The following is a 22,486-nucleotide window of genomic DNA, read 5'->3' as shown; positions in this document are numbered from 1 at the left end:
ACGATTTTAGTTCGCACGAAGACACGAAGACCCGAAGCAACTTCTTTATGCCTTCGTGCCTTTGTGCGAACCATTTTGCCGACAGACGGGATAGGCCCCAGCCTGCGCTGGGGCGACGGATAAGGCACTTGCAGTTCATCGTTTTTTCAGTTCTTCTGCGATAGAAACCAAAACCTCGTTGACCTGACTGAACACGTCCGGGTATTTATCTCCGGAGTACCGCACGCCCATATCTGAGATGGACATTACGACTTTGGCGTTCGTTTTTATGGCTTTGTCGTATCGCTTTTTTGGAGACCCTTGCGCTAGCATTTCTACTGACAACCCTGAACGTCGCAACGCAGCAACGATTTTTTGACCTTGAGGCTCAGCGTCTCGAAACTCTATCGCGACGGCAACGTCAGGCACAATCGATGCTGGCGCCTCCACCAACATCGCCAACCGCTCAATCCCAGCAGCCCAGCCGACCGCTGGTGTCGCTGGCCCACCGAGATTTTCGATCAAGCCGTCATAGCGCCCGCCACCCAGCACAGTGCCCTGCGCGCCAAGACGGTCGGTCACAAATTCAAACGCGGTGTGGCGGTAATAATCGAGGCCGCGCACCAACGCGGCGTTGCGGGTCCACGCGACGCCGGCGGCATCAAGGCCCGCCGTGACCGCGCCGAAGAAATCCTGCGCTTCGCCCGACAGATAATCGTCGATAACAGGCGCCGCATCGGCGACTGGGCGGTCCTTGGGGTCTTTACTGTCCAAGATACGCAGCGGGTTTTTCTCCAGCCGCGCTAGGCTGTCTTCGGACAATACATCCTTATGGTCGTTGAAATAGCCAACCAACGCCGTGCGCCATGCATCACGGCTGGGCGTGTCACCCAGCGTGTTTAACTGCAATGTTACGCCGTCATCTATGCCCAGTTCCTTGAGCAACTGATCCGCCATGACCAGCAACTCGACATCCGCCGCTGGCTCCGCCGCGCCAATGATTTCGGCGTCAATCTGGTGAAACTGTCGATAGCGGCCCTTTTGCGGGCGCTCATAGCGGAACAACGGTCCGTGCACCGACAGCTTCATCGGCGCATATTGCTGCCAGCCGTTGGTCAAATAAGCGCGCGCGATGCCAGCAGTAAATTCGGGCCGAAGCGTGATGGAATCGCCGCCCCGGTCTTCAAACGTATACATTTCCTTCGACACAACATCGGTCGCCTCACCCAGGCTGCGCGAAAATACCGCTGTGGGTTCAATGACTGGCAGTTGCAGGCCCTTAAATCCATACAGCCTGCGCACGCGTTCAAAGGTCGCGACAACATGCGCAAAGCGTTCCTCGGTCTCACCGAACATGTCTTGTGTGCCGCGCACGGCTTGGGGTGTCTGTATCTTTGCCATAATGAAGCGCCCTAGCGGCTAATTGTTGTTAGTGGAATAGGGCTGGACGCGGCGCGACGCATTCGCCAAAGTTAGCGTTATGAATCCACGCATATTGTCGCGCGCACTTGCCGCATTCGCCCTTTCCGCCAGCCTCATTTCCGCCGCATCCGCGCAAAATAGCGCGCCGCAGCCAGTACCGATTGTCTCAACGATTCCCGAACCGCAGGACCGCCCGTTGACTGCGCCGATGATCCTGACCGTTGACGCAACGGACATTGATCGCGCCATTTTCCAAGTGCGCCAGACAATTCCGGTTGAAGCGGGCAAGCCGCTCATTTTGCTTTATCCGCAATGGCTGCCCGGTAAGCACGGCCCACGCGGTGCCTTGGCCGAAATGACTGGCCTAATGATCCGCGCCGGCGGCAAGACGCTGCGTTGGACGCGCGATCCGGTGCAAGTATATGCGTTTCACGTCGACCTGCCTGAAGGAACCGCGTCGGTTGACGTTGAATTTCAATTCACATCCCCCGTCCGCGAAAGCGAAGGTCGCATCAACGTCACACGCAATATGATGAATGTGCAATGGGAACAGGTCGCCTTGTATCCCGCAGGACATTTCACCCGCGCCATTCAAGTGAAACCATCGATTATTTTGCCCGAGGGATGGACTGGCGTCGCCGCGCTTGATGGCGCCAGCATAAAGGGTAACCGCATCGATTATGGCGTCACCAGCTTTGAAACCTTGGTCGACAGCCCGATGTTTGCTGGCCCGCATTATAAGAAATGGGACCTGGGGCATAATGTCACGCTGAACGTCTGGGCAGATGACGCGAAGTTTCTTGCGGCAAAACCGGAACAGATTGCGGCGCACCGCGCCTTAGTTGATGAATCTTTATTGCTGTTCGGCGCAAAGCATTTCGACCGATATGAATTCCTGCTTGGCCTGACCGAGGAGTTGGGCGGTATTGGCCTTGAGCATCACCGCAGTTCCGAAAACACGCGCGAGACTGACTATTTCATCGAATGGGATGACAATATGTCCGAACGCGGCCTTTTGCCGCACGAATTCACACATAGTTGGAACGGAAAGTTCCGCCGTCCAGCAACGATGTGGACACCCGATTATGCCACGCCCATGCGCGATAACTTGCTCTGGGTATATGAAGGGCAGACGAGTTTTTGGGACTTGGTGCTGGGCGCGCGCTCCGGGCTACAGTCCAAGGAAATGGTGCTTGCCGAATGGGCCAAATATGCCGGATTTTATGCGGAACAGCCCGGCCGTGCTTGGCGTTCGGTTGAAGACACCACGCACGACCCGATCTTTGGGGCACGCAAGCCAAAACCCTTTGCCAGCCACGCGCGGGGCGAGGATTATTATAACGAAAGCTCGCTCATCTGGCTCGACGCCGACATGACTATTCGCGAATTGTCCAAAGGGACCAAGTCGCTCGATGACTTTGCCAAAGCCTTTTTCGGGGTGCGCGATGCCGATTGGGGTGTGCTGACCTATGATTTTGACGAGGTTGTCCGCACCTTGAACGCGGTGCAGCCTTATGATTGGGCGAAGTTTCTCGACACGAAATTGCGCCAACCCGGCCAACCAGCGCCACTGGCAGGCATCGAAAAGGGCGGATACAAGCTCGTTTGGAAAGAAGAGCCCAATATATTCGACAAGGAATTGATGAAAGAAGGCAATGTCCTCAACCTTACCCACTCGCTTGGGATAAACTTGAACAAGGATGCGGTCGTGACGTCCATATTGTGGAACAGCCCGGCGTTTAAGGCGAATATCGTCAATGGCGCAAAAATCATTGCGGTTAATGGCTATGCCTATTCAAAAGACGGTCTGACCACCGCAATCAACGCAGCGAAGGACGGAAAAACACCAGTCCGGCTAATCGTCGAGCGCAACAAACGTTTTGAACAAATAGACATCGCCTATTCGGGTGGTTTGCGCTATCCGCACCTCGAAGCCACAGGCCAAGGTAAGACGGCGATTGATCGTCTACTCAGCCCGCGACGGACCAAGTAATAACAACGTGAAAGCATTCTCCCATGCGTATTGACCTCATCCCTGCGGGCGACAATGTACCCGAAAGCCTCAACGTCCTGATCGAAGTGCCCATTGGCGGCGAGCCGGTGAAATATGAATTCGACAAGGCATCCGGCGCGTTATTCGTCGACCGCTTCCTGCACACGCCGATGCGCTATCCAGCCAATTATGGATTTGTGCCGCACACCTTGGGTGAAGATGGCGATCCCTTGGACGCTTTGGTCGTAGCCCGCTCACCCATCATCGCAGGCGCGGTTGTCAAATGCCGTCCGATTGGTGTGCTCATGATGGAAGACGACAAGGGCGGCGACGAAAAATTGCTATGCGTTCCAGTCAACGAAACCTTCCCTTATTATTCCGACGTTGTGACCTATAAGGACATGCCACCTATCGTTCTTCAGCAGATCGAGCATTTTTTCACCCATTACAAAGACCTGGAACCGGGAAAATGGGCCAAGCTGAATGGTTGGGGTGATGAAACGGACGCAAAACGCATTATTATTGAATGCGTTGCACGTGCGAAAGAAAAAGGTATATGAAACGGAATGCGCTGGTCGTCATGATATCCTTGGCGCTTTCGGCTTGCGCCACCCCCGAAACCCGCGTCCGCACGGCATTGATGGATGCGGGGCTTTCGCAACCGATTGCCGCGTGCATGGCCGACCGGATGGTTGACCGCCTTTCGCTGATCCAACTGAACAAGCTGAACGGCCTGAAAAAACTGCGCGGGCAAGATATGCGCAAGGTAACCGTGGAGGAATTTCTGCGGCGCACGCGCGCGTTACAAGACCCTGAAATCTTGGGTGTTGCAACGTCCTCCGGATTAATCTGCGCGGTGAAGGCTTAGGGTCAGGACTACCTAAATCCACCTTCGCGGCGTCAAGACGTCCTTCGGATTTGACCCATACTGTCCATTGCTGTGTTGGCAAAGCTAGACTTAGAACCACTAAGTCCTGCGCTTTGCCGCCTTGCACTGAACAGTATGGCCTCAAACCGCTAAGGTGGATTTAAGTGGTCCTGACCCTATGTTATGTTGCAGGATAGATTTCCCAAAGCGGCCCTAGCGCGCGCTTCAGCGGCTCCAGATGCGCCGCATAGGGTTTCCATTGATCCACGCCGTCACGGTTGATGGGGCGGCGCACTTGCTCACTCGACGCGGTGCGCACGGCGCGCGTGTTCTGATGAAAATTCAGACAATTATCTTCAAACGGAAGACCGAGAAAATCCAACAGCCCGCGAATTTCGCGTTCTGGGTTTTCCAGCAGTTCTTCGTGAATGACGCGGTAGACATGACCCGGCGTAATCGTGTCAAAATGCGCCATCATCCGCACATAATCCGCATAATATTGCCCCATATGGGCAAGGTCATAACTAAACGCCTGCCCCTTGGCGAAATGCTGCCGGTAATTGGAAAAACAGCAATCAAGTGGGTGTCGCCGCGCGTCGATGATTTTCGCATTGGGCAGGATCAGGCGGATGAACGCGACATAATTCCAGTTGTTGGGCAGCTTGTCGATGAAGAACGGCTTATCGGTCTTGCGCTGGATACGCGTGCGTTCGATGAATTCCGCGCCCAGCCGTTCGGCATCATCGGCGGATAGCGCAACGGTCGCATCAATCCAGTCCGACCCGCGCCCCTCGCGCCCCTCTCGTCCCTCGCGCAGCGCCATCGCCGGAATATCGGGCAACTCCATCGTGCCCTCCACCATCGAATGGCTGGCAAGGATTTGCTCAATCAACGTTGAACCCGCGCGCGGCATGCCAATGATGAAAATCGGGTCGGGCGCATCATGCCCCTGCCCCGCGCGCGCGTGCCAAAATGCGGGCGTGCATGAAGCGATGATTTTGTCGACCTGCGTGCGCACCGCTTGCGGATCATAATGCAGCTCGGCACTGCGCAACGCATTGGCCTTTGCATAATGGACGAATGCCGCGTCATGATCGGCGCGCTCCTCCATCGCCTTGCCCAGTGCAAAATGGAGATGATATTCATCCTCCGTGCCAAGGCTCTCCGCCGCCAAAGCCGCGCCCATCGCGGCTACATCATCCTCAGAGAAGCTTAATGTCTTTAAGTTGGCGAGGCTCCAATACACTTCACCCAAAGTGGGTTCCACCGCCAGAGCGCGGCGATACGCCGCAACGCTTTCATCCTGATTGCCGACGGTCTTGAGCATATGGCCATAGCTCATCCATAATTTGGCATGGTCCGGAAAACGGGCGGTCAGCTCCTGATACAGCGCAATAGCCTCTTCATAGCCGCCAATCCGGCCAAGCGCTGCGGCCTTCAGATTTTGTTGAACCGGATTGTCGCCACCTTCCGCCAAAACGGCGTTGAGATTTTCCAGCGCCTCTGGAAAGCGATTTTGTTTATACAGCACCGTTGCCAAATTGGCCCGCGCTGCGCCGAAATCAGGGGTCAGTTCCAATGCGCGGCGCAGCAAAGCCTCACTATCTTTCAACCGGCCAACGCGTGCGGCCAGTTCGGCCATCATGCGGATCGCCGCCACATCGGTGGGCGCATCACGCAAATGGCCGCGCAATATGGGCTCTGCATCCTCCAACCTGTTTTCTGTCAAAGCCACAGCCGCCGTCATGAGGCTGGGGTTGCGCAAGGCGGCTTCAATCGCGGGGCGAGCGGAGGGCTGGTTCATATGTCGTGGTCTATGCCAAGCGGCAGCGATTTTGAAGCGGCCAAATCATCTGGCGTGTCTATGTCGCGCAAACTGCCAATTGGCGCGGCCAAACTGCGGGCGCGCCCAAGGATTTGCCGCGCACCAGCATCGCCTTTGGTCTCCAGCAAAAATGGCCAAGTGGCGCGCGGAAATATCGCGGGCGGCATAAGTTGGTTTCCGTCCGATGACGCAATGATTTCGCCGTCGCACGCCTGTATCAGCGCGTCGATATGAGAGGCCGTGATAAACGGCATATCGGCCAGCGCAATCAACAGCGCGTGCGCCTGCGTCTTGGCAGCAGCCGCAACCGCGAGGTGCAGCGACCCCGACAGGCCAAGTTCTGCATGCGGGTTTTCGACCAGCGCATACCCAGCCTGGGCATAAAGCGACGAGATGACTGCTTTGGGCTGGCACACCGCGAAATGCGCTGCGGCGTCCATGCCCGCCAAATTGCGCGCGGCCCGCAAGCCTAACGGCGCGCCATCCAAATCCGCCATCAACTTATCCGATCCAAAACGCCGCGCATTACCAGCAGCCAGGACAATGATTGCGACCTGCTTGGCCTCCATCACCGCAGGCCCATATTGAACGCGCAGATCATGCCACCTGCAATCGAGAGCGCGATTTCGGGCGCGCTGATCGCGTTTATCGCAACGCCCGCTGGCCCTTCTATCCGCGCGCATTGCTCCGCACTAACACCCGCCGCAGACAGCCGCGACAGCCGCGCCTGATGCGACCGCACTGAACCCAAAGCCGCCACATAAGCCGCGGGACTAGCTAACGCTGCAATCAAAGCGGGATCGTCGATCTTGGGATCATGGCTCAAGGTGACAATCGCGCTGCGGCTATCGGGCGCGAAGGCCTTTACCGCTTCGTCGGGCCAGCGGTCATCCAAGCGGACACCGGGGAAACGATCCGCCGTCAAAAATCGCCCGCGCGGGTCGCACAAAGTAACATTGATGCCTTGCGAAACCGCAATCGCCGATAATGCGGCCGCAATCTCGACCGCGCCGACAATCAACAAGCGGCGGGGCGGATAATAGACATTGATAAAGCCATCGGCCTGCGTGTCTTGCGAAGCAACGCTGCGGCCAGTGGCAAGGTTCGTCATGACGGATAATGTCGCTCCGCTGCTGCGCGCACGCACGATGTCCGCAAACAGGCTTTCTGGAAAACCATCCGCCGACACCGGCTGCACCAGCACCTGAATATCGCCGCCACAAGGAAGGCCCACGTCCCACGCCGCGTGGTCGGCAACGCCATATCGCCGCAACACCGCTGGCGCGCCAGCCAATACCATCTGCGCGCGTTCCAAAACGTCCGCCTCCACACATCCGCCGGACACCGAACCCACGAACCGCCCATCGGCATGGACCAGCATATGCGTGCCGGTCGGACAGGGTGCAGACTTCCATGTTTCGACCACCGTCGCAATCGCCATCGGCGCGCCAGCCCAATCAAGCGCGGCGGCAAGGATGCGATCATGGTTGGCACTGCCTGTTTGCATGGCTACCCGCTAGCAAAGTGAAAGAAGCGTTGCTATATGAAACGCGATATCGGGTGGGAGCTTCTTCACATGGCAATTCAGACGTCAATTAATGGCAAAGCAGTCACGCTGTCTGCCGAACCGGACACCCCGTTATTGTGGGTCATCCGTGAAGAGCTCGGCCTGACGGGTACAAAATTTGGGTGCGGCGTCGCGGCGTGCGGGGCGTGCACCGTCCATGTTGATGGCGAACCCGCCCGTTCGTGCAGCGTGCCCGTCAGCGATGTCGCGGGCAAATCGATCACCACGATTGAAGGTCTGAAATCCGCCGATGGCACGCTGCATGCGGTGCAAAAGGCCTGGATTGCAGCGCAAGTGCCGCAATGCGGTTATTGCCAGTCCGGACAAATCATGGCCGCCGTGGCGCTTATCGAAAAAACCGGCCGCCCAAGTGATGCGCAAATTGACGCAGCGATGACCAACCTTTGCCGCTGCGGCACCTATCCGCGTATTCGCAAGGCCATTCGCACCGCCACCGGACAGGCCGCCCAAGCTGTTGAGGGAGCCGTCTGATGACCGATACCCCCACGCCCGATAGTGCACCCGAAGCCCCCTTTAAGCGCAAAGGTGTAAAGCGCCGTGCCTTTCTGATCGGCGGCGTCGCCATCGTCGGCGCTGGCCTGTTCGGCATCTCAATCGCCGACAGAAACGCCGCCAAAGACGCCAAGGCGCGCATAACAGGCGAAGGCGAGCATAGTTTTGCGACTTGGCTGAAAATCAGCGAAGATGACGCCATCACCATTTATTCGCCGCACACCGACATTGGTCAGGGGTCAAACACGGGCCTAGCGCAAATGCTCGCCGAAGAATTGGATGCGGCATGGGACCAAGTGCGTGTTGTGTCGGCACCCGCCGAACCCTCCTTTGCCAATGTGGGCTTGGGTCGCGGATTTATCGCCGACATGTCTGGGCAGCCAGCAATCATCAACGGCATTCCGCAATCCTTTCTGTCGTTCATCGCGCGGCAAATGAACCTGCAAATTACCGGCGGTTCAACCGCCTTGCGGTTCACTGGCCAAGTGACTTTTCAAAAGGTTGGTGCGGCGACGCGGCTTGCGTTGATCGAAACCGCCGCCAAGCGGCTAAATGTCCCTGTCGGCGAACTGACCACGCAGGACAGCCGCGTCATTCATGCCAAATCAAGTCAGTCGTTGCGTTATGGTGAGCTGGCGGCGCAAGCCGCGACCTTGTCGCTCGACAACGAACCAAAGTTGAAAGACCCCGCCCAATATCGCCTGATGCGGCAATCAATTCAGCGCCTCGACATTCCCGGCAAGGTCGACGGGACTGCGCAATATGGCATGGATTTTGCGATCCCCGACATGCGCGTTGCAACGATTCAGGCCGCGCCCGTGCGCGGCGGAAAGCTGACGTCCGTCGACACCGCAATTGCCTTGGCAATCAAGGGCGTTGAAAAAGTGATCAAGCTTGATGATGCCGTCGCCGTGGTGGCCAAGGGATATTGGCCGGCAATTTCCGGCCTGCGCGCCTTGGCACCCAGCTTTAGCGACGGTGGCCATGCCGGCATTTCCACCGCATCGATTTTCAAGGCACATGACGCGCTGATTGCCAAAGGAGAGGCCGACGGCGAAGCAGGCGAAGGCGACGTGCAAGCCGGCCTTGGTAATAAACCCATAGAAGCCAAATATCAGGTGCCGTTCTTGCACCATGCGATGATGGAGCCCTTTGCGCTGACCGCGCAATATAAGGACGGTAAGCTCGATATTTGGGGCGGGATGCAAGACCCGTTGGCGACCAAAATGATGGCGGTTGAGGTTTCGGGCCTTGATGCCGATAATGTTACCTTTCACCCCATGATCATCGGTGGCAGCTTTGGCCGCCGCCTGCCCATGTATATGGAAATCGTTAGCCAAGTGACGCAGCTTGCCATGCAGTTGCCCTATCCGGTCAAGCTGATCTGGAGCCGGGAGGAAGAAGTCGCGCAAGGCGCATATCGTCCACAAAGTTCGGCTTTGCTGTCGGCGGCGTTGACTGACAAGAAACGCATAGCCGCTTACCGCAATGATTATGCGCAACCCGAAAGCGCGGAGGACGAGACTGTATTCCCCTACACCCTGCCCGCTGTGTCGCGTCGGCATTTTGCGCATGTTTCGAACCAGAATACGGGCGCATGGCGGTCGGTCAATTCGACGCAGCAAGGCTTTTACAATGAAAGCTTCATGGACGAGCTGGCCCATGCCGCAGGCGAAGACCCCGTGATTTTCCGCCGCAACCATTTGAAAGCGGATTCACGGCATTTGCGTGTTCTCGACGAAGTCGCGGCGCGCAGCGGATGGAACACGCCACTTCCTGCCGGACGCGGACGCGGCGTTGCTTTGGTCGAAAGCTTCAAAACCATCGTCGCAATGGTGGTGGAAGCCTCGGTTGGCGAAGACGGCATGCCAAAATTGCACAAGGTCACCACGGTCGTGGACGCAGGCAGTATCGTAAACCCCGACGCCGCGATGGCGCAGATAGAGGGCGGCACGATCATGGGCCTGTCGTCAGCGATTGGCGAGGCCATCACGCTTGAAAAAGGCAAAGTGCAGCAAAGCAACCTCAGCGATTATCTGTTGCTGAATATGGCGCAATCACCCTTAGTGCAGGATATCCACTTTCTGAACAGCGGCGCACCAATGGGCGGCATTGGCGAACCCGGCGTTCCGCCAGCCGCGCCTGCATTGGCCAACGCCTTGTTCGCAGCAACGGGCAAGCGCATCCGCAATCTGCCAATCATGACGCAGGCAAAGGGATAATTTTGCCGCACGCGAAATTACTCAAGCCTACAGACAATCTGGAGATTGCCGAAACGCTGGCGCGCGCGTTCCAGAATGAGTCCGGCTGGAGCTATGTCATCCCCGACCCCAAATTGCGCGCACGGCGGCTGACGGGGGCTTTCCATCTGTTCTTGCGCGACGAACATCGCAAAGGCGCGGTGTTTGGAACCGACGGCATAGAAGCGGTCACATTATGGCGCGGCCCCGGCCAAGCGCGCGATACGCTATTCGACACCGCACGGCTGTTGCTTCCCTTTTTAAAGCAATTGCGCTTCTCGATTTTGCGCGGGCTTGAAATATCCAATTTGATTGAAAAGCATTTGCCGCAAGAACCCGTCTGGTATTTGCATTTTGCCGGTTGCGACCCCGATTATCAGGGCAAGGGTTTTGGCGGCGCGGCGATCCGCGCAGGTTTAGAGCGCGCAGATCAAGATGGCCTGCCTGCCTATCTGGAAACGGCGGACGAACATAATATCCCTTTGTACCAAAGCTTTGGCTTTGCCATCAAACATAGCTGGCAAGTCCCCGAAGGCCCCCAATTTTGGGGCATGCAAAGGGCGGGCAAGACGCGGCATTAAGTGCATGCGGGGGGTGGTTAGTTTGGATTGAGGAAAAAACGTTCAATCTCTGGCGGGAAGAAATAGCCTCTTATGCAGTCGACCGAACGAACCGCCACCTGCACATGGCTTTGATGATAAAAGGCGGCGCCGTCATAAAGCTCCTCGCCTTCGGTAAACATGCCCCGCACAGTATCAAAGTGCGGCAACATCGTGTCCGCGTCATCATCAATCGGATAGTCCATGATTTTGTGGAGATGCTTTATAACATCGCAATCTAAGGCCCGCGCCCGTCTATCCTTATCATCTCCCTTTTTTGCGTTTATGTTTTTAGGCATTGGCCGACCGGCCGCCCGATAAAGTTCCGCCAGAGATTCATAGGCACCCTTAACGAGTTCCTGATCTTGTCGATTCAGCAAATCTAAGCAATTTCGAAGATCGATAATTGCCCCGACCACAGCTGGCTGGTCGTAATCGCCATCACGCGCTCGACCATTAGCCCATTCCCACGCCCTTAGCGGGTCTGATTCCCAGAAATATATGCCCGGCCCCACCCAATCGTAAGATGTGTCACTGGGCGCAAGGGAAACCTCTCTTGCAACCACTTTGCGGGCCAGTTCAAGCTCACAACCATGGTAACCTAATACAAATGAGGTCGCTAATCGGCTCAAGCAGCAGCATTATCCTTCTTGCGCGAGCGCGTTTCGACGGTAAACCCCTCTCGCTTCAATGCGGTGTTGGCAGAAGCGCGAGAATCAGCATGCTTTTGCGTATAGATTTTGATTTTCTCCATAATCGCCGCGTTGCGCTGTTCATGGGTCATTGCAGCAGCCTCCTTTGGTCCATTTCAACATGAAGATCTTGCTTACTGTGACTTCATCGTAGCAGACAATCACAATTTTTATGCTGCAAAATTTTCGGAACGGCAAACTATTTTTAATTTCCACGCTTTTTGTAAGGCCCGCGCAGTGCCGGACTCTGGGCGACATCTATCGCCGCGACAATTTCCTTTGCTTTGGGCAAACGATATGGGAACGGAGGCTCCCCATCTCACCCCCCCTTGCCCTCCATCCAAAACCCGCCTAACCCCGACGCACGCACCAGGTCTGCGCGAGAGCGTGGATAATAGGGAAGCCGGCGGAAATCCGGCGCTGTTCCCGCAACTGTAACCGGCGAGCTTTTGCTCCAAATGCCACTGGAAAAACGGGTGACCGTGAAACTGGGAAGGCGGGGCAAAAGCAGTGACCCGGGAGCCAGGAGACCTGCCTGATTGCGGTTTGTCCTTTGTGCTTGCGGGACACTGGCGCAATCGGGGTTTTCCTCCGCGTGACGACATATTGTTGGACGTCATGCGAAGGAGATAAAGTCATGACAATGTTAAAATTTACGGCAGCCGCGCTTGCGATGCTGCCGTTCACGGCCTTTGCGCAAACGGCAGAGGATGAAATTGTCGTCACCGCCAGCGGCTTTGCACAGCCGCGATCTGAAACCGGACAAGCCATCGACATTGTTGATCGCGACCGGCTTGACCAATTACAAAGCGCCACCATAAACGAGGCTCTGCAAACCGTTCCGGGCGTCAGCATCGCCACACGCGGCGGCCTTGGCGGCCAGAGCAGTGCCTTCATGCGCGGCGGCAGCAGCGCGCAGACCTTAGTCCTGATCGACGGCGTCCGGATCAACGACCTCACCAGCCCCAATGGCGCATTCGATTTTGGCGCGTTGATGACGGGCAATATTGGCCGCGTCGAAATACTGCGTGGGCCAAACTCGGTCATTTGGGGCAGCCAAGCCATTGGCGGCGTCGTGAATGTCCAATCAATCGCGCCGGTGGACGGCTTTGAAGGCCGCATGGGTGCGGAATATGGGGCCTATGATACCAAGAGGGTGAACGCCAATCTTGCGGGCAGCAGCGGCCGGTTGGAAGGCAGCGTCGGCGGCTCTTTTGTGAACAGCGACGGCATTTCTGCGTTGGCGGGTGGAACCGAACGCGATGGGTATGACAATCTGACGGGCAATGCGCGGTTGAAGGTGCATGTCGCCGACAATTTAGACCTGGATTTTCGCAGCTATTACAACCGCGCCACAGTCGCATATGACTCGGCCTTTGGCGTTGGTGCCAATGGCTTGCCCGTGTCGCGCAATCGGCAATTTGTTGGCTATATCGGCGCGAATTTCGGCCTGCTCGATGGACGCCTACAAAACCGCATCGCTTTTACGCGCACCGACATAAAGCGCGTTGGTACGGACCCAGTGGCGTTCAGTTACAACAATTTCAACGTGCGCGGCGCAATTGACCGTGCCGAATATCATGCGGCATTTGATGTAAACGATGCGCTGACTTTAGTGGCGGGCGCGGAATATGAACGTAGCTTTGCCAGCACCGCTTTTGAGGGCGCTGCACCTGATGTCGCCCGCAACAATGTGGGTAGCGGCTTTGGTCAAGTCATCCTGCGCCCTGTCGCCGGCCTGACGCTAACGGCGGGCGTGCGGCATGATGCCTATGATGATTATGGCGAGCAGACGAGCCTTGGCGGTAACGCGGCCTTTACGCCCAATGAAGGGCGGACGATGTTCCGCGCGACCTATGGCGAGGGGTTTCGCGCCCCCAGCTTGACCGAAGGCCAGCCGCCATATGGCAATCCAGACCTCAAGCCGGAAACCGCCCGCAATTTCGATCTGGGCGTTGAACATCAATTCATCGAGGGCAAGGCACAGGTTTTCGCAACTTATTTCAACCGCCGCAGCAATGACCTGATTGCGTTTTCAGCGATCAGTTTCCAATCGGAAAATATCGACAAGGTGACAGCAACAGGGCTTGAGGCTGGGCTGATCCTGAACCCCACCAACCATCTTGATATCCGCGCAAGCTATACGCGCGTCGACGCCATCAACCGCAGCGCAGGCGCAAATTTCGGCAAGCGGCAGACATTACGCCCGCAGCATAGCATGAGCCTCACCGCCGATTGGCAGACGCCTTTCGGCTTGTCCGTCGGAAGCAGCTTGCTGTGGATCGGCGACAGCTTCGACGATGCCGCGAACAGTTTGCGCCTTAATAGCTATGCGTTGGTCGGGCTTCGGGCGTCCATGCCGCTAACCGACGCGCTGGAGATGTATAGCCGCATCGATAATCTGCTGGGCGCCGATTACACTGTCGTCACGGGCTATAGCACCTTCGGCCGCAACGCGACCATTGGCGTGCGGGCCAAATTCTGATGCGCTTTGGCTGGTGCCTCCTTTGGACTTTTGCCTTGGCCGGATGCGCCAGCCAGCCCGTCATTGCGCCGCATGGCGTCGTGTCGAACAATCCGTGCATTGATTCCGTGTTGGCGCAAATTGCATTGCCCGGACAAGTTAGCGCGGTCAGCATATATTCGCATGACCCCGATAGCGCGTCCGCACCACTGGCATGGGCGCGGCAATTGCCCGCCATTGGCATCAGCGCAGAGGAATTGTTGTTGGCGCGGCCCAATATGGTGCTCACCGGAAACCTTGCCAGCTCTGGCACCAACGCTGTCCTTTCGCGGGCGGGCATTAAAACGGTGGCATTGGGGGTCGCGCCGACCATCGCCGACGACATGCATCATATCCGGACGATCGCTGCCGCACTCGGCAGGGGTGATGCCGGAGAAGCCCTGATTTCCGACATTCAGGAATCGCTACCCAGCACCCCATTTTCTGGACCGGCCGTATCGGCGATTATCTGGCAAAATGGTGGATTTGTGGCGGGTAAAGGCACGTTGCAGGACGAATTGCTGGCGCGCCACGGCTTTCGCAACGCCAGCGCGCAATATGGCCTATCCTCATGGGGAATATTGCCGTTAGAAACCCTGATGCGCAACCCGCCAGTGGTGATTTTCATGCCAACGCATAAAAGCGGTTCCGATATCCGTGACATGCGCGCACGGCAAAAGCTGCTGGCTTATTTGGATGGTCGCACACGCATAATAGATTTCCCCGAAAGGCTGTTATTCTGCGGCGGTCCGACGATCATCAAAGTGTCGTCCATCTTGTCGAAGACACGCGCTCATTTCTATCAGGATAGGCCATGAATGCGCGCGCCTTAACATCGCTCCTCCTGCTCCTCACGCTCGCGGCGTTCCTGCTGTCGTTGATGGCGGGGAAGGTCTGGATTTGGCCTACCTCTTGGGCGGCGGACAATGCCGATGGCTGGATTTTCCTCGAACTGCGCTTGCCCCGCGCGCTACTTGGCCTTTGTATTGGCGCGGTACTCGGGCTTTCGGGCGCAGTGCTACAGGGCTATCTGCGCAATCCACTGGCTGACCCGACCGTGTTGGGGGTTTCGGCCAGCGCGGCACTGGGCGGTGTCGTTGCGATTTATGTCGGGCTTAACCTGCTGCCCTTTGGCCTATTCGCCTGCGCCATGCTGGGTGCCGGTTTTAGCATATTGTTATTGCTGGCAATTTCGCGTGGCGGCGGGTCGGTTGGCTTTATCTTGGGCGGCATGGTGCTGTCGACTTTGGCGGGCGCGCTGACCGCCTTTGTCATCAGCATTGCGCCCAACCCCTTTGCCGCCAATGAAATCATCAACTGGCTGATGGGCGCGCTGACCGACCGGTTGATGGCAGATGTTGGGACCGCATTGCCCTTCATGGCGCTGGGCGTCGCTTTATTGCTCTCCACGGGCCGCGCGCTGGATGCGCTGACCTTGGGCGAAAATGGCGCAAAAAGCCTTGGCATCAACCTGTCCCGGCTACAGTGGATCATTGTGCTTGGCGTTGGACTTGCCGTTGGCGCATCGGTCGCGGTGTCGGGTGTGGTCGGCTTTGTCGGATTGATCGTCCCCCACCTCATCCGCGCCATTTATGGGGAGCAGCCATCGACGATATTGCTGCCATCGGCATTGGGCGGCGCAATCCTGACGCTGACCGCCGATAGCCTTGTCCGGTTGGTCCCCGGCCCCGGCGAAGTGCGGTTGGGCATTGCCATGGCTGTGCTGGGCGCGCCGTTTTTCCTTCTGCTGTTGCTGCGCTATCGCAAGGGTGCCGCATGACTTTAATCATCCGCAAGCTTGGCTTTACCCATGCGCGTCAGCCCATATTGGACGGGATTGATGCTACATTTGAGGCTGGAAAGCTCACCGTCATTCTTGGCCCTAATGGCGCAGGCAAATCTACTTTGCTCGCATGCCTCGCCGGCCTTTTGAAGCCTGACGCAGGCACCGCCAGCCTGCATGATGCAGACATCACCAGCATGGCCCCGACCGCACGCGCCCGCCAAATCGGCCTTTTGCCACAAGGCGCAGAAACGCATTGGGCGATCACATCAATGGCCTTGGTTGCGCTTGGCCGCATTCCCCATATGCGCGGTGCAGGGACATCCACAGACGACCGCAGGGCCATATCGGCGGCGATGTCGGCGACCGCCACCGAAGGCTTCGCTTATCGTCCGGTCACGCAGCTTTCGGGCGGCGAACGCGCCCGCGTTCTGCTGGCGCGCGTGCTGGCGGGTGAACCCGATTGGATATTGGCAGATGAGCCACTCGCAAACCTTGATCCGGGCTTTCAACTCGACATATTGAACCTGCTGCGGCGGCAGGTCGAAGCCGGAAAAGGCGTCGTCGCGGTGCTGCACGACTTACACCATGCGGTGCGCTTTGCCGACCATCTTGTGTTGCTGCATGAAGGCAGATTGTTCGCGCAGGGCAGCGTCGAAGACGTCATCACGCCTGCCAACCTGGCGCATGTTTACGGGATTGACGCGAATCTCTTCAAGGACGAGGAAGGGTCAGTCCAGCTATTCATCAAAGGCAAGGTCAGATCATGAAATATGCCCTCCCGATCATCGCTCTGTTGCTCTCCGGCTGCGCCATGAACGTCACGTCGACGACCAATATGGCCCCAGTTGCCCCGCAGAGCGCGCAGGAGGCGCTTCGGCCTTATTACGCGACCCTGAGCGCCAATTTGCCCAAGGCGGCCTCTAATCCCGCTCTGGCGGCGGATACGGTGATCACGCGCTTCGCCTTTGGCAGTTGCGTGAACGAAAACCGCGATATGAAATTCTGGGACGTCATCGCCGCGCAAAAGCCACAGGCGTTTTTGTTGATCGGTGACAATGTTTATGGCGACACAAGGCCGACAAACGGCGCGGATATCCCGACCTTGGCCGCAAGCTATAGAAAGCTGAACAGTCGCGTCGAGTTTGACCGTTTCCGTCGCAGCGTGCCGATGATGACGGCATGGGACGATCATGATTATGGCGCCAATGACGCTGGCGGCGCTTTTGCGTTCAAGGAATGGGCGGAGAAAGCCTATGAAACCTATTGGGGCGCTTCGGACGAAGTAAAGTCCCGCCCCGGCGTGTATGAAAGCCGCATAGTCGGGCCAGAGGGCAAGCGCGTGCAGTTCATCATCCTTGATGGCCGCTTTTTCCGGTCCGACCTTGCGACCATGCCCTATCGCGACCCCGGCCCGACGCTGGGTTGGTATATCCCCAACATGGACCCCAAGGCGACGATATTGGGCCAAGCGCAATGGGACTGGTTGGCGCAGGAACTCGAAAAACCAGCCGAGGTGCGCTTCATCATTTCATCGACTCAGGTGATTACCGACGCGCATAATTTCGAAGGCTGGACCAATTTTCCCAAGGAACGCGAACGCCTCTATGCGTTGCTCGGTCAAAAAGGCGTCAATAACGCTATTTTCCTTACCGGCGACCGGCATAGCGGCGGTTTTTACAAGACCAACGCCCCCGGCCTTTCCAAGCCATTATGGGATTTTACATCCAGCTCGCTCAATTTTGCCTTTGGCAAGGGCGATGGCGGCGAACGTGAACCCGACCCACGCCGCACGGGCGGGTTCTGGGGCATCCCCAACTTTGGTCAGATCGACATTGACTGGGCGGCAAGGAAGGTGACGATGACGCTGCGCAAGGATGATGGCAGCGTTATCGAAACGCAAACTAACGCGATTGATTGATCGCTGAATAATCGACGTCTGCGACCTTTTCCATAACCACCGTGCGAATGGCCCGCGCGGTAGACAGCGGCAGGGCAACCATTTCCAGCGTGCCCCCGGCTATCCCGAACCTGAGCGAGGCCAGCCCGAAGCGCCGTGCAAATGGGCCTTGTGCAATCTCGATGCTTTGCACCTTTAATTGCGGTGCAAGCGTAAATTGCTGCTGCCACCAGCCGCGCCGAAGGTATAATTGCTGATCATCTAGCCCGAAGCGGTATCTGCGCCAGTCACACCACAACAGCAATGCGGCAAGGACCAGCAACAGCAATAGCAACAAGGTCGTTGCAAAAGGCGTATCTGCAAATAGCATCAGTGCCGCCATCGCGACCAATAAGGGCGGCACAAGCAGGAGCAACTGGATTATCCAGTGCAAAGCTGCGCCATTGCGTAGCCGTTCGTCGCCATCAGGTGCGTCAATCCCCGCAGCCGCCGCAATGCGCCACACCTCATCCAATGTGGCCAATGGCGCGGCGACATAATTGCTCTCTTCCTTGCTATCCTGTGCCAGGCTCACAAATTTCAGGCTATGCCAGCCGCGCCGTTTGCGGATTGGGCCAGTTTGCACGACAGCCGCCTGCACCCGGTGCGTGGGCATCACGACATCGGTGAGCGTCAGCAACCCGCGCTGCCGCCGGAATCCCTTTGACGTCTGGGTCAGGCGAAAGCCATGTTCACGCAAATATGTCCGCACAACGCCGGAGGCCAAGCCAATGAAAATCAGGCTGCTGAACGCACCAAAGGCCAGGATCAATTGCCCCAGTATGCCGACGCCATTGAGTGTGTTGACGCTCACGCCGCTCTCTACGGCAAGGCCAGCCCAGCGTTTCAAATCCCAATAATCAAACGGCAGGAGAAAATCAAACTGCTGGGCAAGCCCGCCAAGAACCGCAAATATGATGAGTGAAAAGGAATAGAGGCCAAGGATAAAGACGCGTTGACCGTCCATCGCGAAGATCGTTTCTGCATCTTCCGCCTCGACCATCGGTGCAACATCTTGCGCCACCGCTACGCCAGCCTTGCGTGCGCGGATTAATTCGCGCAACCGGTTCGCCTCCTCCAAAGTGACGAAGCGTAACGTCGCGTCATCACCATCGCCGCCGCCTGTTTCAAACTTGACCTCGCTGAGCCCCATCATGCGCGCCAGCGGCTTTTGCTCAATGCTCACATCCTGAATGCGTTCATACGGAATGGAGCGGGCCGTGCGGTTCAATATGCCTTTTTCAACGCGGATATCATCCGCACCGACATGATACCGAAAACGCAGCCATATTAGCCAGCGGAAGAATAGGCTAAGAATCAGCACCGCCGCGATAATGAGGGGGATCAGTGCAGGATTATCTGATTTGCGCACCCCAAAAACGGCAGCAAACACAGGGATCAGCAGTTGCGGCAGGCCCGAAACAAAACCGACGAACAAGCCGCTAATATGCAACCGCGCGCCATCCTGCCCTGTCCCATCAATAGGGTCGTGTGTGGATTGGTTCACAGCATATCTTGCCGAATGGCGGCGCGAATGGTCTCCCGCATCGCCAGCGCGTCGGCATGCGCCAAGCCCGGCAGCGTAACCGTGCTATTGTGGTTACCCGCCGTGTGGACCGTCAGCTTGGCAAGGCCATAGCGCCGATCAATGGGCCCTTGATCGACGTCGATATGCTGGATGCGTCCAAAGGGGACAATGGTATCGCTGTAGAACATATATCCACGCACAACGCGCAGCCGGTCCGTCCCCATATCATAGCCCCAATGCCGATATTTGCGGGCTGGCACCGTGTATGCGACGAACGCATAGGCCAAAAGTACGGGTACAAGAAAGGTGCCGGGCGGTAGCAACTTTGCAAACTCCAACACCCCTGCCCCAACAACAAATGGCAGCAAGCCAAGCGCGGTGGCTATCCGGCTTGTCGTTATGAATGCAGGATCAAGCGGCGTAAGTTCCGGCGGGGCGTCATCGGTCATGCCGCTGATATGCGCACACTGTGTTGTGTTGGCAAGACGGTTTATCTGCCCATCGCGTCAGCAGGAGACATCCAGCGCGCCCGTTAGCCAACATGCATCTCCCCTCCCGCCTGCGGGAGGGGAACTTCACGACCAAATTTTCGGGACAACACTATAAATCCTCCCCATCGACTAAAGATGGGGAGGATATTCTTGTCACCTAGCCAGTGCGGCGTTGGCCTCATCCACCAGCTTCGCGATGATATCCACGACAGGCCGTTCCACATGGACCATGCCAACCGACTGCCCGGCCATGACGGAGCCATATTCGACATCGCCGTCAATCACCGCGCGGCGCAGCGCCCCGGCCCAATATTTCTCGATCTCAAGCTGCGCGGTGTCCATGTCGATTTCGCCACGATCAAGCATGGCCGCGACTTCGACCTGTTTCTTGGTGAACTCTTCGGCACCCTTATTCTTCAACGCCCGCACAGGAATGACGGGCAAGCGCGGGTCAATCTGCACACTCGCAACCGCATCGCGGGCATTGGCACGCAGGAACGCGGCCTTAAAATTGGGGTGCGCGATGCTTTCATGCGCGCACACGAACCGCGTGCCCAACTGCACCCCTGCTGCGCCCATTTCCAGATAGCTTGCCACCGCGCCGCCCCGCGCAATGCCGCCAGCGACGAAAATCGGCAACTGCTCCCCAAGTTCTGGCAATATTTCCTGCGCCAAGACGGACGTCGACACTGGCCCAATATGCCCGCCCGCCTCACTGCCCTCAATCACCAGCGCATCCACGCCAGAGCGCGCAAATTTCTTCGCCAGCGTGAGCGCGGGCGCAAAGCAAATAACCTTCGCGCCAAAATCCTTAATGGCCTCAATGCTACCCTTGGGCGGCAGTCCCCCCGCCAGAACCACATGGCTGACCTGATGCCGCGCGCATATCGCAATCAGGTCCATAATCTGCGGATGCATGGTGATCAGGTTCACGCCGAATGGCTTGGCCGTCAGCTTTTTTGTCGCGGCAATCTCCGTATCGAGCAACGCGGGCGTCATTGCGCCACACGCAATCACGCCAAAGCCACCCGCATTGGAGATGGCCGACACAAGATTGCGTTCCGACACCCAAGACATGGCCCCACACATAATCGCGACGTCACAGCCCAAAAAGTCGGTGCCGCGTTGCATGAGATGTTGGAGTTTAGTCATATCAGGCCTTCTATACATAGATCGTCATTGCCGCGAAGGCGGCAATCCAACTCCTGTCCTATATTATGGAAGCGTCGGGGTTGGGCCCCCGCCTGCGCGGGGGTGACGACGACGTGTCGAGGCTCACGCCGCATCCAACCCATAAGCCGTATGCAGCACGCGCACCGCGAGTTCGGTTTCATCCTCGTCAATCAAAACCGACACCTTGATTTCGGACGTCGAAATCGCCTGAATGTTGATTTTGCGATCCGCAAGGCTGCTGAACATCGTTGAGGCAACGCCGGCATGGCTTTTCATGCCCACGCCCACCACCGAAATTTTGGCAACCTTGGTGTCCGGAATAAGGCGGTTATAGCCAATGGCATCGCGGCGGTTTTCCAATATGTCGGTGCAGCGCGCAAGGTCGGCTTGTGGACAGGTGAAGGTCACATCGGTTTCCCCCTTATCACGGCCAACATTTTGAATGATCATGTCGACGTTGATGTTGGCATCGGCCAATGGCGCGAAGATATTGGCCACTGCGCCGGGACGGTCGGGGACGCGGGTGAGCGTTATTTTGGCCTCATTCTTGTCATGCGCGATGCCGGTGATCAGTTGGCGTTCCACTTGGCTATTCTCCAATTCTGCGTCGGTCACGATCATCGTGCCGGGGATGCTGTCGGCGTCGGGTGCACTGTCGTCAACGAAGGAGGACAGCACTTGAATCCGCACGCCTTCCTTCATCGCAAGGCCGACGGAGCGGGTTTGCAATACTTTTGAGCCAACTGAGGCCAGCTCAAGCATTTCTTCGTAGGTGACGGCTTTAAGCTTGCGCGCGCGGGCAACGATGCGCGGGTCGGTGGTGTAGACGCCGTCCACATCGGTATAAATATCGCAGCGGTCGGCCTTGACCGCGGCGGCCACGGCAACGGCCGATGTATCCGACCCGCCACGGCCCAATGTGGTGACACGGTTGTCGTCGGTCAGCCCCTGAAACCCCGGAATGACCGCGATATTGCCCGCCTGCATCGACGCCAGCAAATCGTCGGTGTCAATGGACCCAATCCGGGCCTTGGCATGGGCATCATCGGTATGGATCGGCATTTGCCATCCCAACCAACTGCGCGCTTCGCAGCCAAGCGCTTGCAACGTGATAGCCAACAGGCCAGCGGTAATCTGCTCGCCTGCTGCCACAACCACATCATATTCGGCCGGATCATAAAGCGCATTTGCCTCGCGACAGAAATTGACGAGGCGATCCGTGTCGCCAGCCATGGCGGAGACGACGACGGCTACTTCGTCGCCGCGTTCGGCCTGCCGCTTGACCAATTGGGCAACACGGCGGATGCGTTCGGTGCCGGCCATCGACGTGCCGCCAAATTTCATTACTATACGCGCCATGAAAACCTTCAA

21 protein-coding genes and 1 riboswitch are annotated in these 22,486 nt (G+C 57.4%); of the genes, 11 read left to right on the top strand and 10 right to left on the bottom strand.

Annotation, left to right across the window (positions count from 1 at the left end):
* Positions 1 to 135: 135 nt before the first annotated feature.
* Positions 136 to 1,380 carry a histidine--tRNA ligase gene (gene hisS, locus HEQ34_RS12210; protein ID WP_296200815.1) on the bottom strand — a complete coding sequence of 415 codons (1,245 nt, stop codon included), beginning with the start codon at positions 1,378 to 1,380 and terminating at the stop codon, positions 136 to 138.
* A 79-nt stretch (positions 1,381 to 1,459) separates the two neighbouring features.
* Between hisS and HEQ34_RS12205 the strand changes: the two genes are divergently transcribed.
* From HEQ34_RS12205 to HEQ34_RS12195, 3 genes are read left to right on the top strand one after another with little or no spacing between them, the layout of a single operon-like run.
* A complete protein-coding gene (locus tag HEQ34_RS12205; protein ID WP_296200814.1) occupies positions 1,460 to 3,394 on the top strand; it encodes a peptidase M61 in 1,935 nt (644 codons plus the stop codon).
* A 23-nt stretch (positions 3,395 to 3,417) separates the two neighbouring features.
* The gene (gene ppa, locus HEQ34_RS12200) at positions 3,418 to 3,954 is read left to right on the top strand and encodes an inorganic diphosphatase (RefSeq protein ID WP_296200811.1); all 537 of its coding nucleotides are present in this window, start codon (positions 3,418 to 3,420) and stop codon (positions 3,952 to 3,954) included.
* A complete protein-coding gene (locus HEQ34_RS12195) occupies positions 3,951 to 4,262 on the top strand; it encodes a hypothetical protein (RefSeq protein ID WP_296200810.1) in 312 nt (103 codons plus the stop codon). Before ppa ends, HEQ34_RS12195 begins: the two co-directional genes overlap by 4 nt.
* 181 nt (positions 4,263 to 4,443) lie before the next feature.
* On the opposite strand, the gene HEQ34_RS12190 is transcribed toward HEQ34_RS12195, so the two are convergent.
* The 3 genes from HEQ34_RS12190 to HEQ34_RS12180 are packed head-to-tail and all read right to left on the bottom strand — an operon-like array spanning position 4,444 to position 7,594.
* Positions 4,444 to 6,066 carry a tetratricopeptide repeat-containing sulfotransferase family protein gene (locus HEQ34_RS12190; RefSeq protein WP_296200806.1) on the bottom strand — a complete coding sequence of 541 codons (1,623 nt, stop codon included), beginning with the start codon at positions 6,064 to 6,066 and terminating at the stop codon, positions 4,444 to 4,446.
* Positions 6,063 to 6,656: a nucleotidyltransferase family protein gene (locus HEQ34_RS12185; protein WP_296200805.1), complete on the bottom strand. Its 594-nt coding sequence runs from the start codon at positions 6,654 to 6,656 to the stop codon at positions 6,063 to 6,065. Before HEQ34_RS12185 ends, HEQ34_RS12190 begins: the two co-directional genes overlap by 4 nt.
* Positions 6,656 to 7,594 carry an XdhC family protein gene (locus tag HEQ34_RS12180; protein WP_296200803.1) on the bottom strand — a complete coding sequence of 313 codons (939 nt, stop codon included), beginning with the start codon at positions 7,592 to 7,594 and terminating at the stop codon, positions 6,656 to 6,658. The genes HEQ34_RS12185 and HEQ34_RS12180 overlap by 1 nt, the downstream gene beginning before the upstream one ends.
* Before the next feature lie 69 nt (positions 7,595 to 7,663).
* Here HEQ34_RS12180 and HEQ34_RS12175 point away from each other — a divergent pair, with 69 nt between their 5' ends.
* The 3 genes from HEQ34_RS12175 to HEQ34_RS12165 are packed head-to-tail and all read left to right on the top strand — an operon-like array spanning position 7,664 to position 10,988.
* A complete protein-coding gene (locus HEQ34_RS12175) occupies positions 7,664 to 8,146 on the top strand; it encodes a (2Fe-2S)-binding protein (protein ID WP_296200818.1) in 483 nt (160 codons plus the stop codon).
* Entirely contained in the window at positions 8,146 to 10,389 is a 2,244-nt protein-coding gene (locus tag HEQ34_RS12170) for a molybdopterin cofactor-binding domain-containing protein (protein ID WP_296200801.1), read from the top strand. Before HEQ34_RS12175 ends, HEQ34_RS12170 begins: the two co-directional genes overlap by 1 nt.
* 2 nt (positions 10,390 to 10,391) lie before the next feature.
* Entirely contained in the window at positions 10,392 to 10,988 is a 597-nt protein-coding gene (locus tag HEQ34_RS12165) for a GNAT family N-acetyltransferase (RefSeq protein WP_296200800.1), read from the top strand.
* A gap of 17 nt (positions 10,989 to 11,005) precedes the next feature.
* Here HEQ34_RS12165 and HEQ34_RS12160 read toward each other — a convergent pair whose 3' ends face one another.
* Both HEQ34_RS12160 and HEQ34_RS12155 read right to left on the bottom strand, forming a co-directional pair.
* Entirely contained in the window at positions 11,006 to 11,638 is a 633-nt protein-coding gene (locus tag HEQ34_RS12160; RefSeq protein WP_296200799.1) for a hypothetical protein, read from the bottom strand.
* Positions 11,635 to 11,790: a hypothetical protein gene (locus HEQ34_RS12155; protein WP_296200797.1), complete on the bottom strand. Its 156-nt coding sequence runs from the start codon at positions 11,788 to 11,790 to the stop codon at positions 11,635 to 11,637. The genes HEQ34_RS12160 and HEQ34_RS12155 overlap by 4 nt, the downstream gene beginning before the upstream one ends.
* 262 nt (positions 11,791 to 12,052) lie before the next feature.
* A riboswitch (cobalamin riboswitch) is annotated at positions 12,053 to 12,252 on the top strand.
* A gap of 83 nt (positions 12,253 to 12,335) precedes the next feature.
* Here HEQ34_RS12155 and HEQ34_RS12150 point away from each other — a divergent pair.
* Genes HEQ34_RS12150 through HEQ34_RS12130 form a run of 5 tightly spaced genes read left to right on the top strand, consistent with a single transcriptional unit; the run spans position 12,336 to position 17,905 of the window.
* A complete protein-coding gene (locus tag HEQ34_RS12150; RefSeq protein WP_296200796.1) occupies positions 12,336 to 14,183 on the top strand; it encodes a TonB-dependent siderophore receptor in 1,848 nt (615 codons plus the stop codon).
* Entirely contained in the window at positions 14,183 to 15,019 is an 837-nt protein-coding gene (locus tag HEQ34_RS12145; protein WP_296200794.1) for an ABC transporter substrate-binding protein, read from the top strand. Before HEQ34_RS12150 ends, HEQ34_RS12145 begins: the two co-directional genes overlap by 1 nt.
* A complete protein-coding gene (locus HEQ34_RS12140) occupies positions 15,016 to 15,981 on the top strand; it encodes an iron ABC transporter permease (RefSeq protein WP_296200792.1) in 966 nt (321 codons plus the stop codon). Before HEQ34_RS12145 ends, HEQ34_RS12140 begins: the two co-directional genes overlap by 4 nt.
* Complete coding sequence (locus HEQ34_RS12135) at positions 15,978 to 16,754, top strand: ABC transporter ATP-binding protein (protein ID WP_296200790.1); 777 nt, start codon at positions 15,978 to 15,980, stop codon at positions 16,752 to 16,754. Before HEQ34_RS12140 ends, HEQ34_RS12135 begins: the two co-directional genes overlap by 4 nt.
* On the top strand, positions 16,751 to 17,905 hold the full coding sequence (locus HEQ34_RS12130; RefSeq protein ID WP_296200788.1) for an alkaline phosphatase D family protein: 1,155 nt from the start codon (positions 16,751 to 16,753) through the stop codon (positions 17,903 to 17,905). The genes HEQ34_RS12135 and HEQ34_RS12130 overlap by 4 nt, the downstream gene beginning before the upstream one ends.
* Here the strand turns inward: HEQ34_RS12130 and HEQ34_RS12125 are convergent.
* The 4 genes from HEQ34_RS12125 to HEQ34_RS12110 all read right to left on the bottom strand — a co-directional run bounded on the left by HEQ34_RS12125 (position 17,889) and on the right by HEQ34_RS12110 (position 22,474).
* Complete coding sequence (locus HEQ34_RS12125; RefSeq protein ID WP_296200785.1) at positions 17,889 to 19,430, bottom strand: PH domain-containing protein; 1,542 nt, start codon at positions 19,428 to 19,430, stop codon at positions 17,889 to 17,891. The genes HEQ34_RS12130 and HEQ34_RS12125 overlap by 17 nt on opposite strands.
* The gene (locus tag HEQ34_RS12120) at positions 19,427 to 19,900 is read right to left on the bottom strand and encodes a PH domain-containing protein (protein ID WP_296200783.1); all 474 of its coding nucleotides are present in this window, start codon (positions 19,898 to 19,900) and stop codon (positions 19,427 to 19,429) included. The genes HEQ34_RS12125 and HEQ34_RS12120 overlap by 4 nt, the downstream gene beginning before the upstream one ends.
* 195 nt (positions 19,901 to 20,095) lie before the next feature.
* The gene (locus HEQ34_RS12115; RefSeq protein ID WP_296200781.1) at positions 20,096 to 21,094 is read right to left on the bottom strand and encodes a nitronate monooxygenase; all 999 of its coding nucleotides are present in this window, start codon (positions 21,092 to 21,094) and stop codon (positions 20,096 to 20,098) included.
* A gap of 123 nt (positions 21,095 to 21,217) precedes the next feature.
* Complete coding sequence (locus tag HEQ34_RS12110; RefSeq protein WP_296200779.1) at positions 21,218 to 22,474, bottom strand: aspartate kinase; 1,257 nt, start codon at positions 22,472 to 22,474, stop codon at positions 21,218 to 21,220.
* Between the last annotated feature and the right edge of the window lie 12 nt (positions 22,475 to 22,486).

Origin of the sequence: Sphingorhabdus sp. (assembly GCF_023910635.1) — a bacterium.
Lineage (GTDB): Bacteria > Pseudomonadota > Alphaproteobacteria > Sphingomonadales > Sphingomonadaceae > Sphingorhabdus_B.
This window is presented reverse-complemented; position numbering and strand designations above follow the sequence as displayed.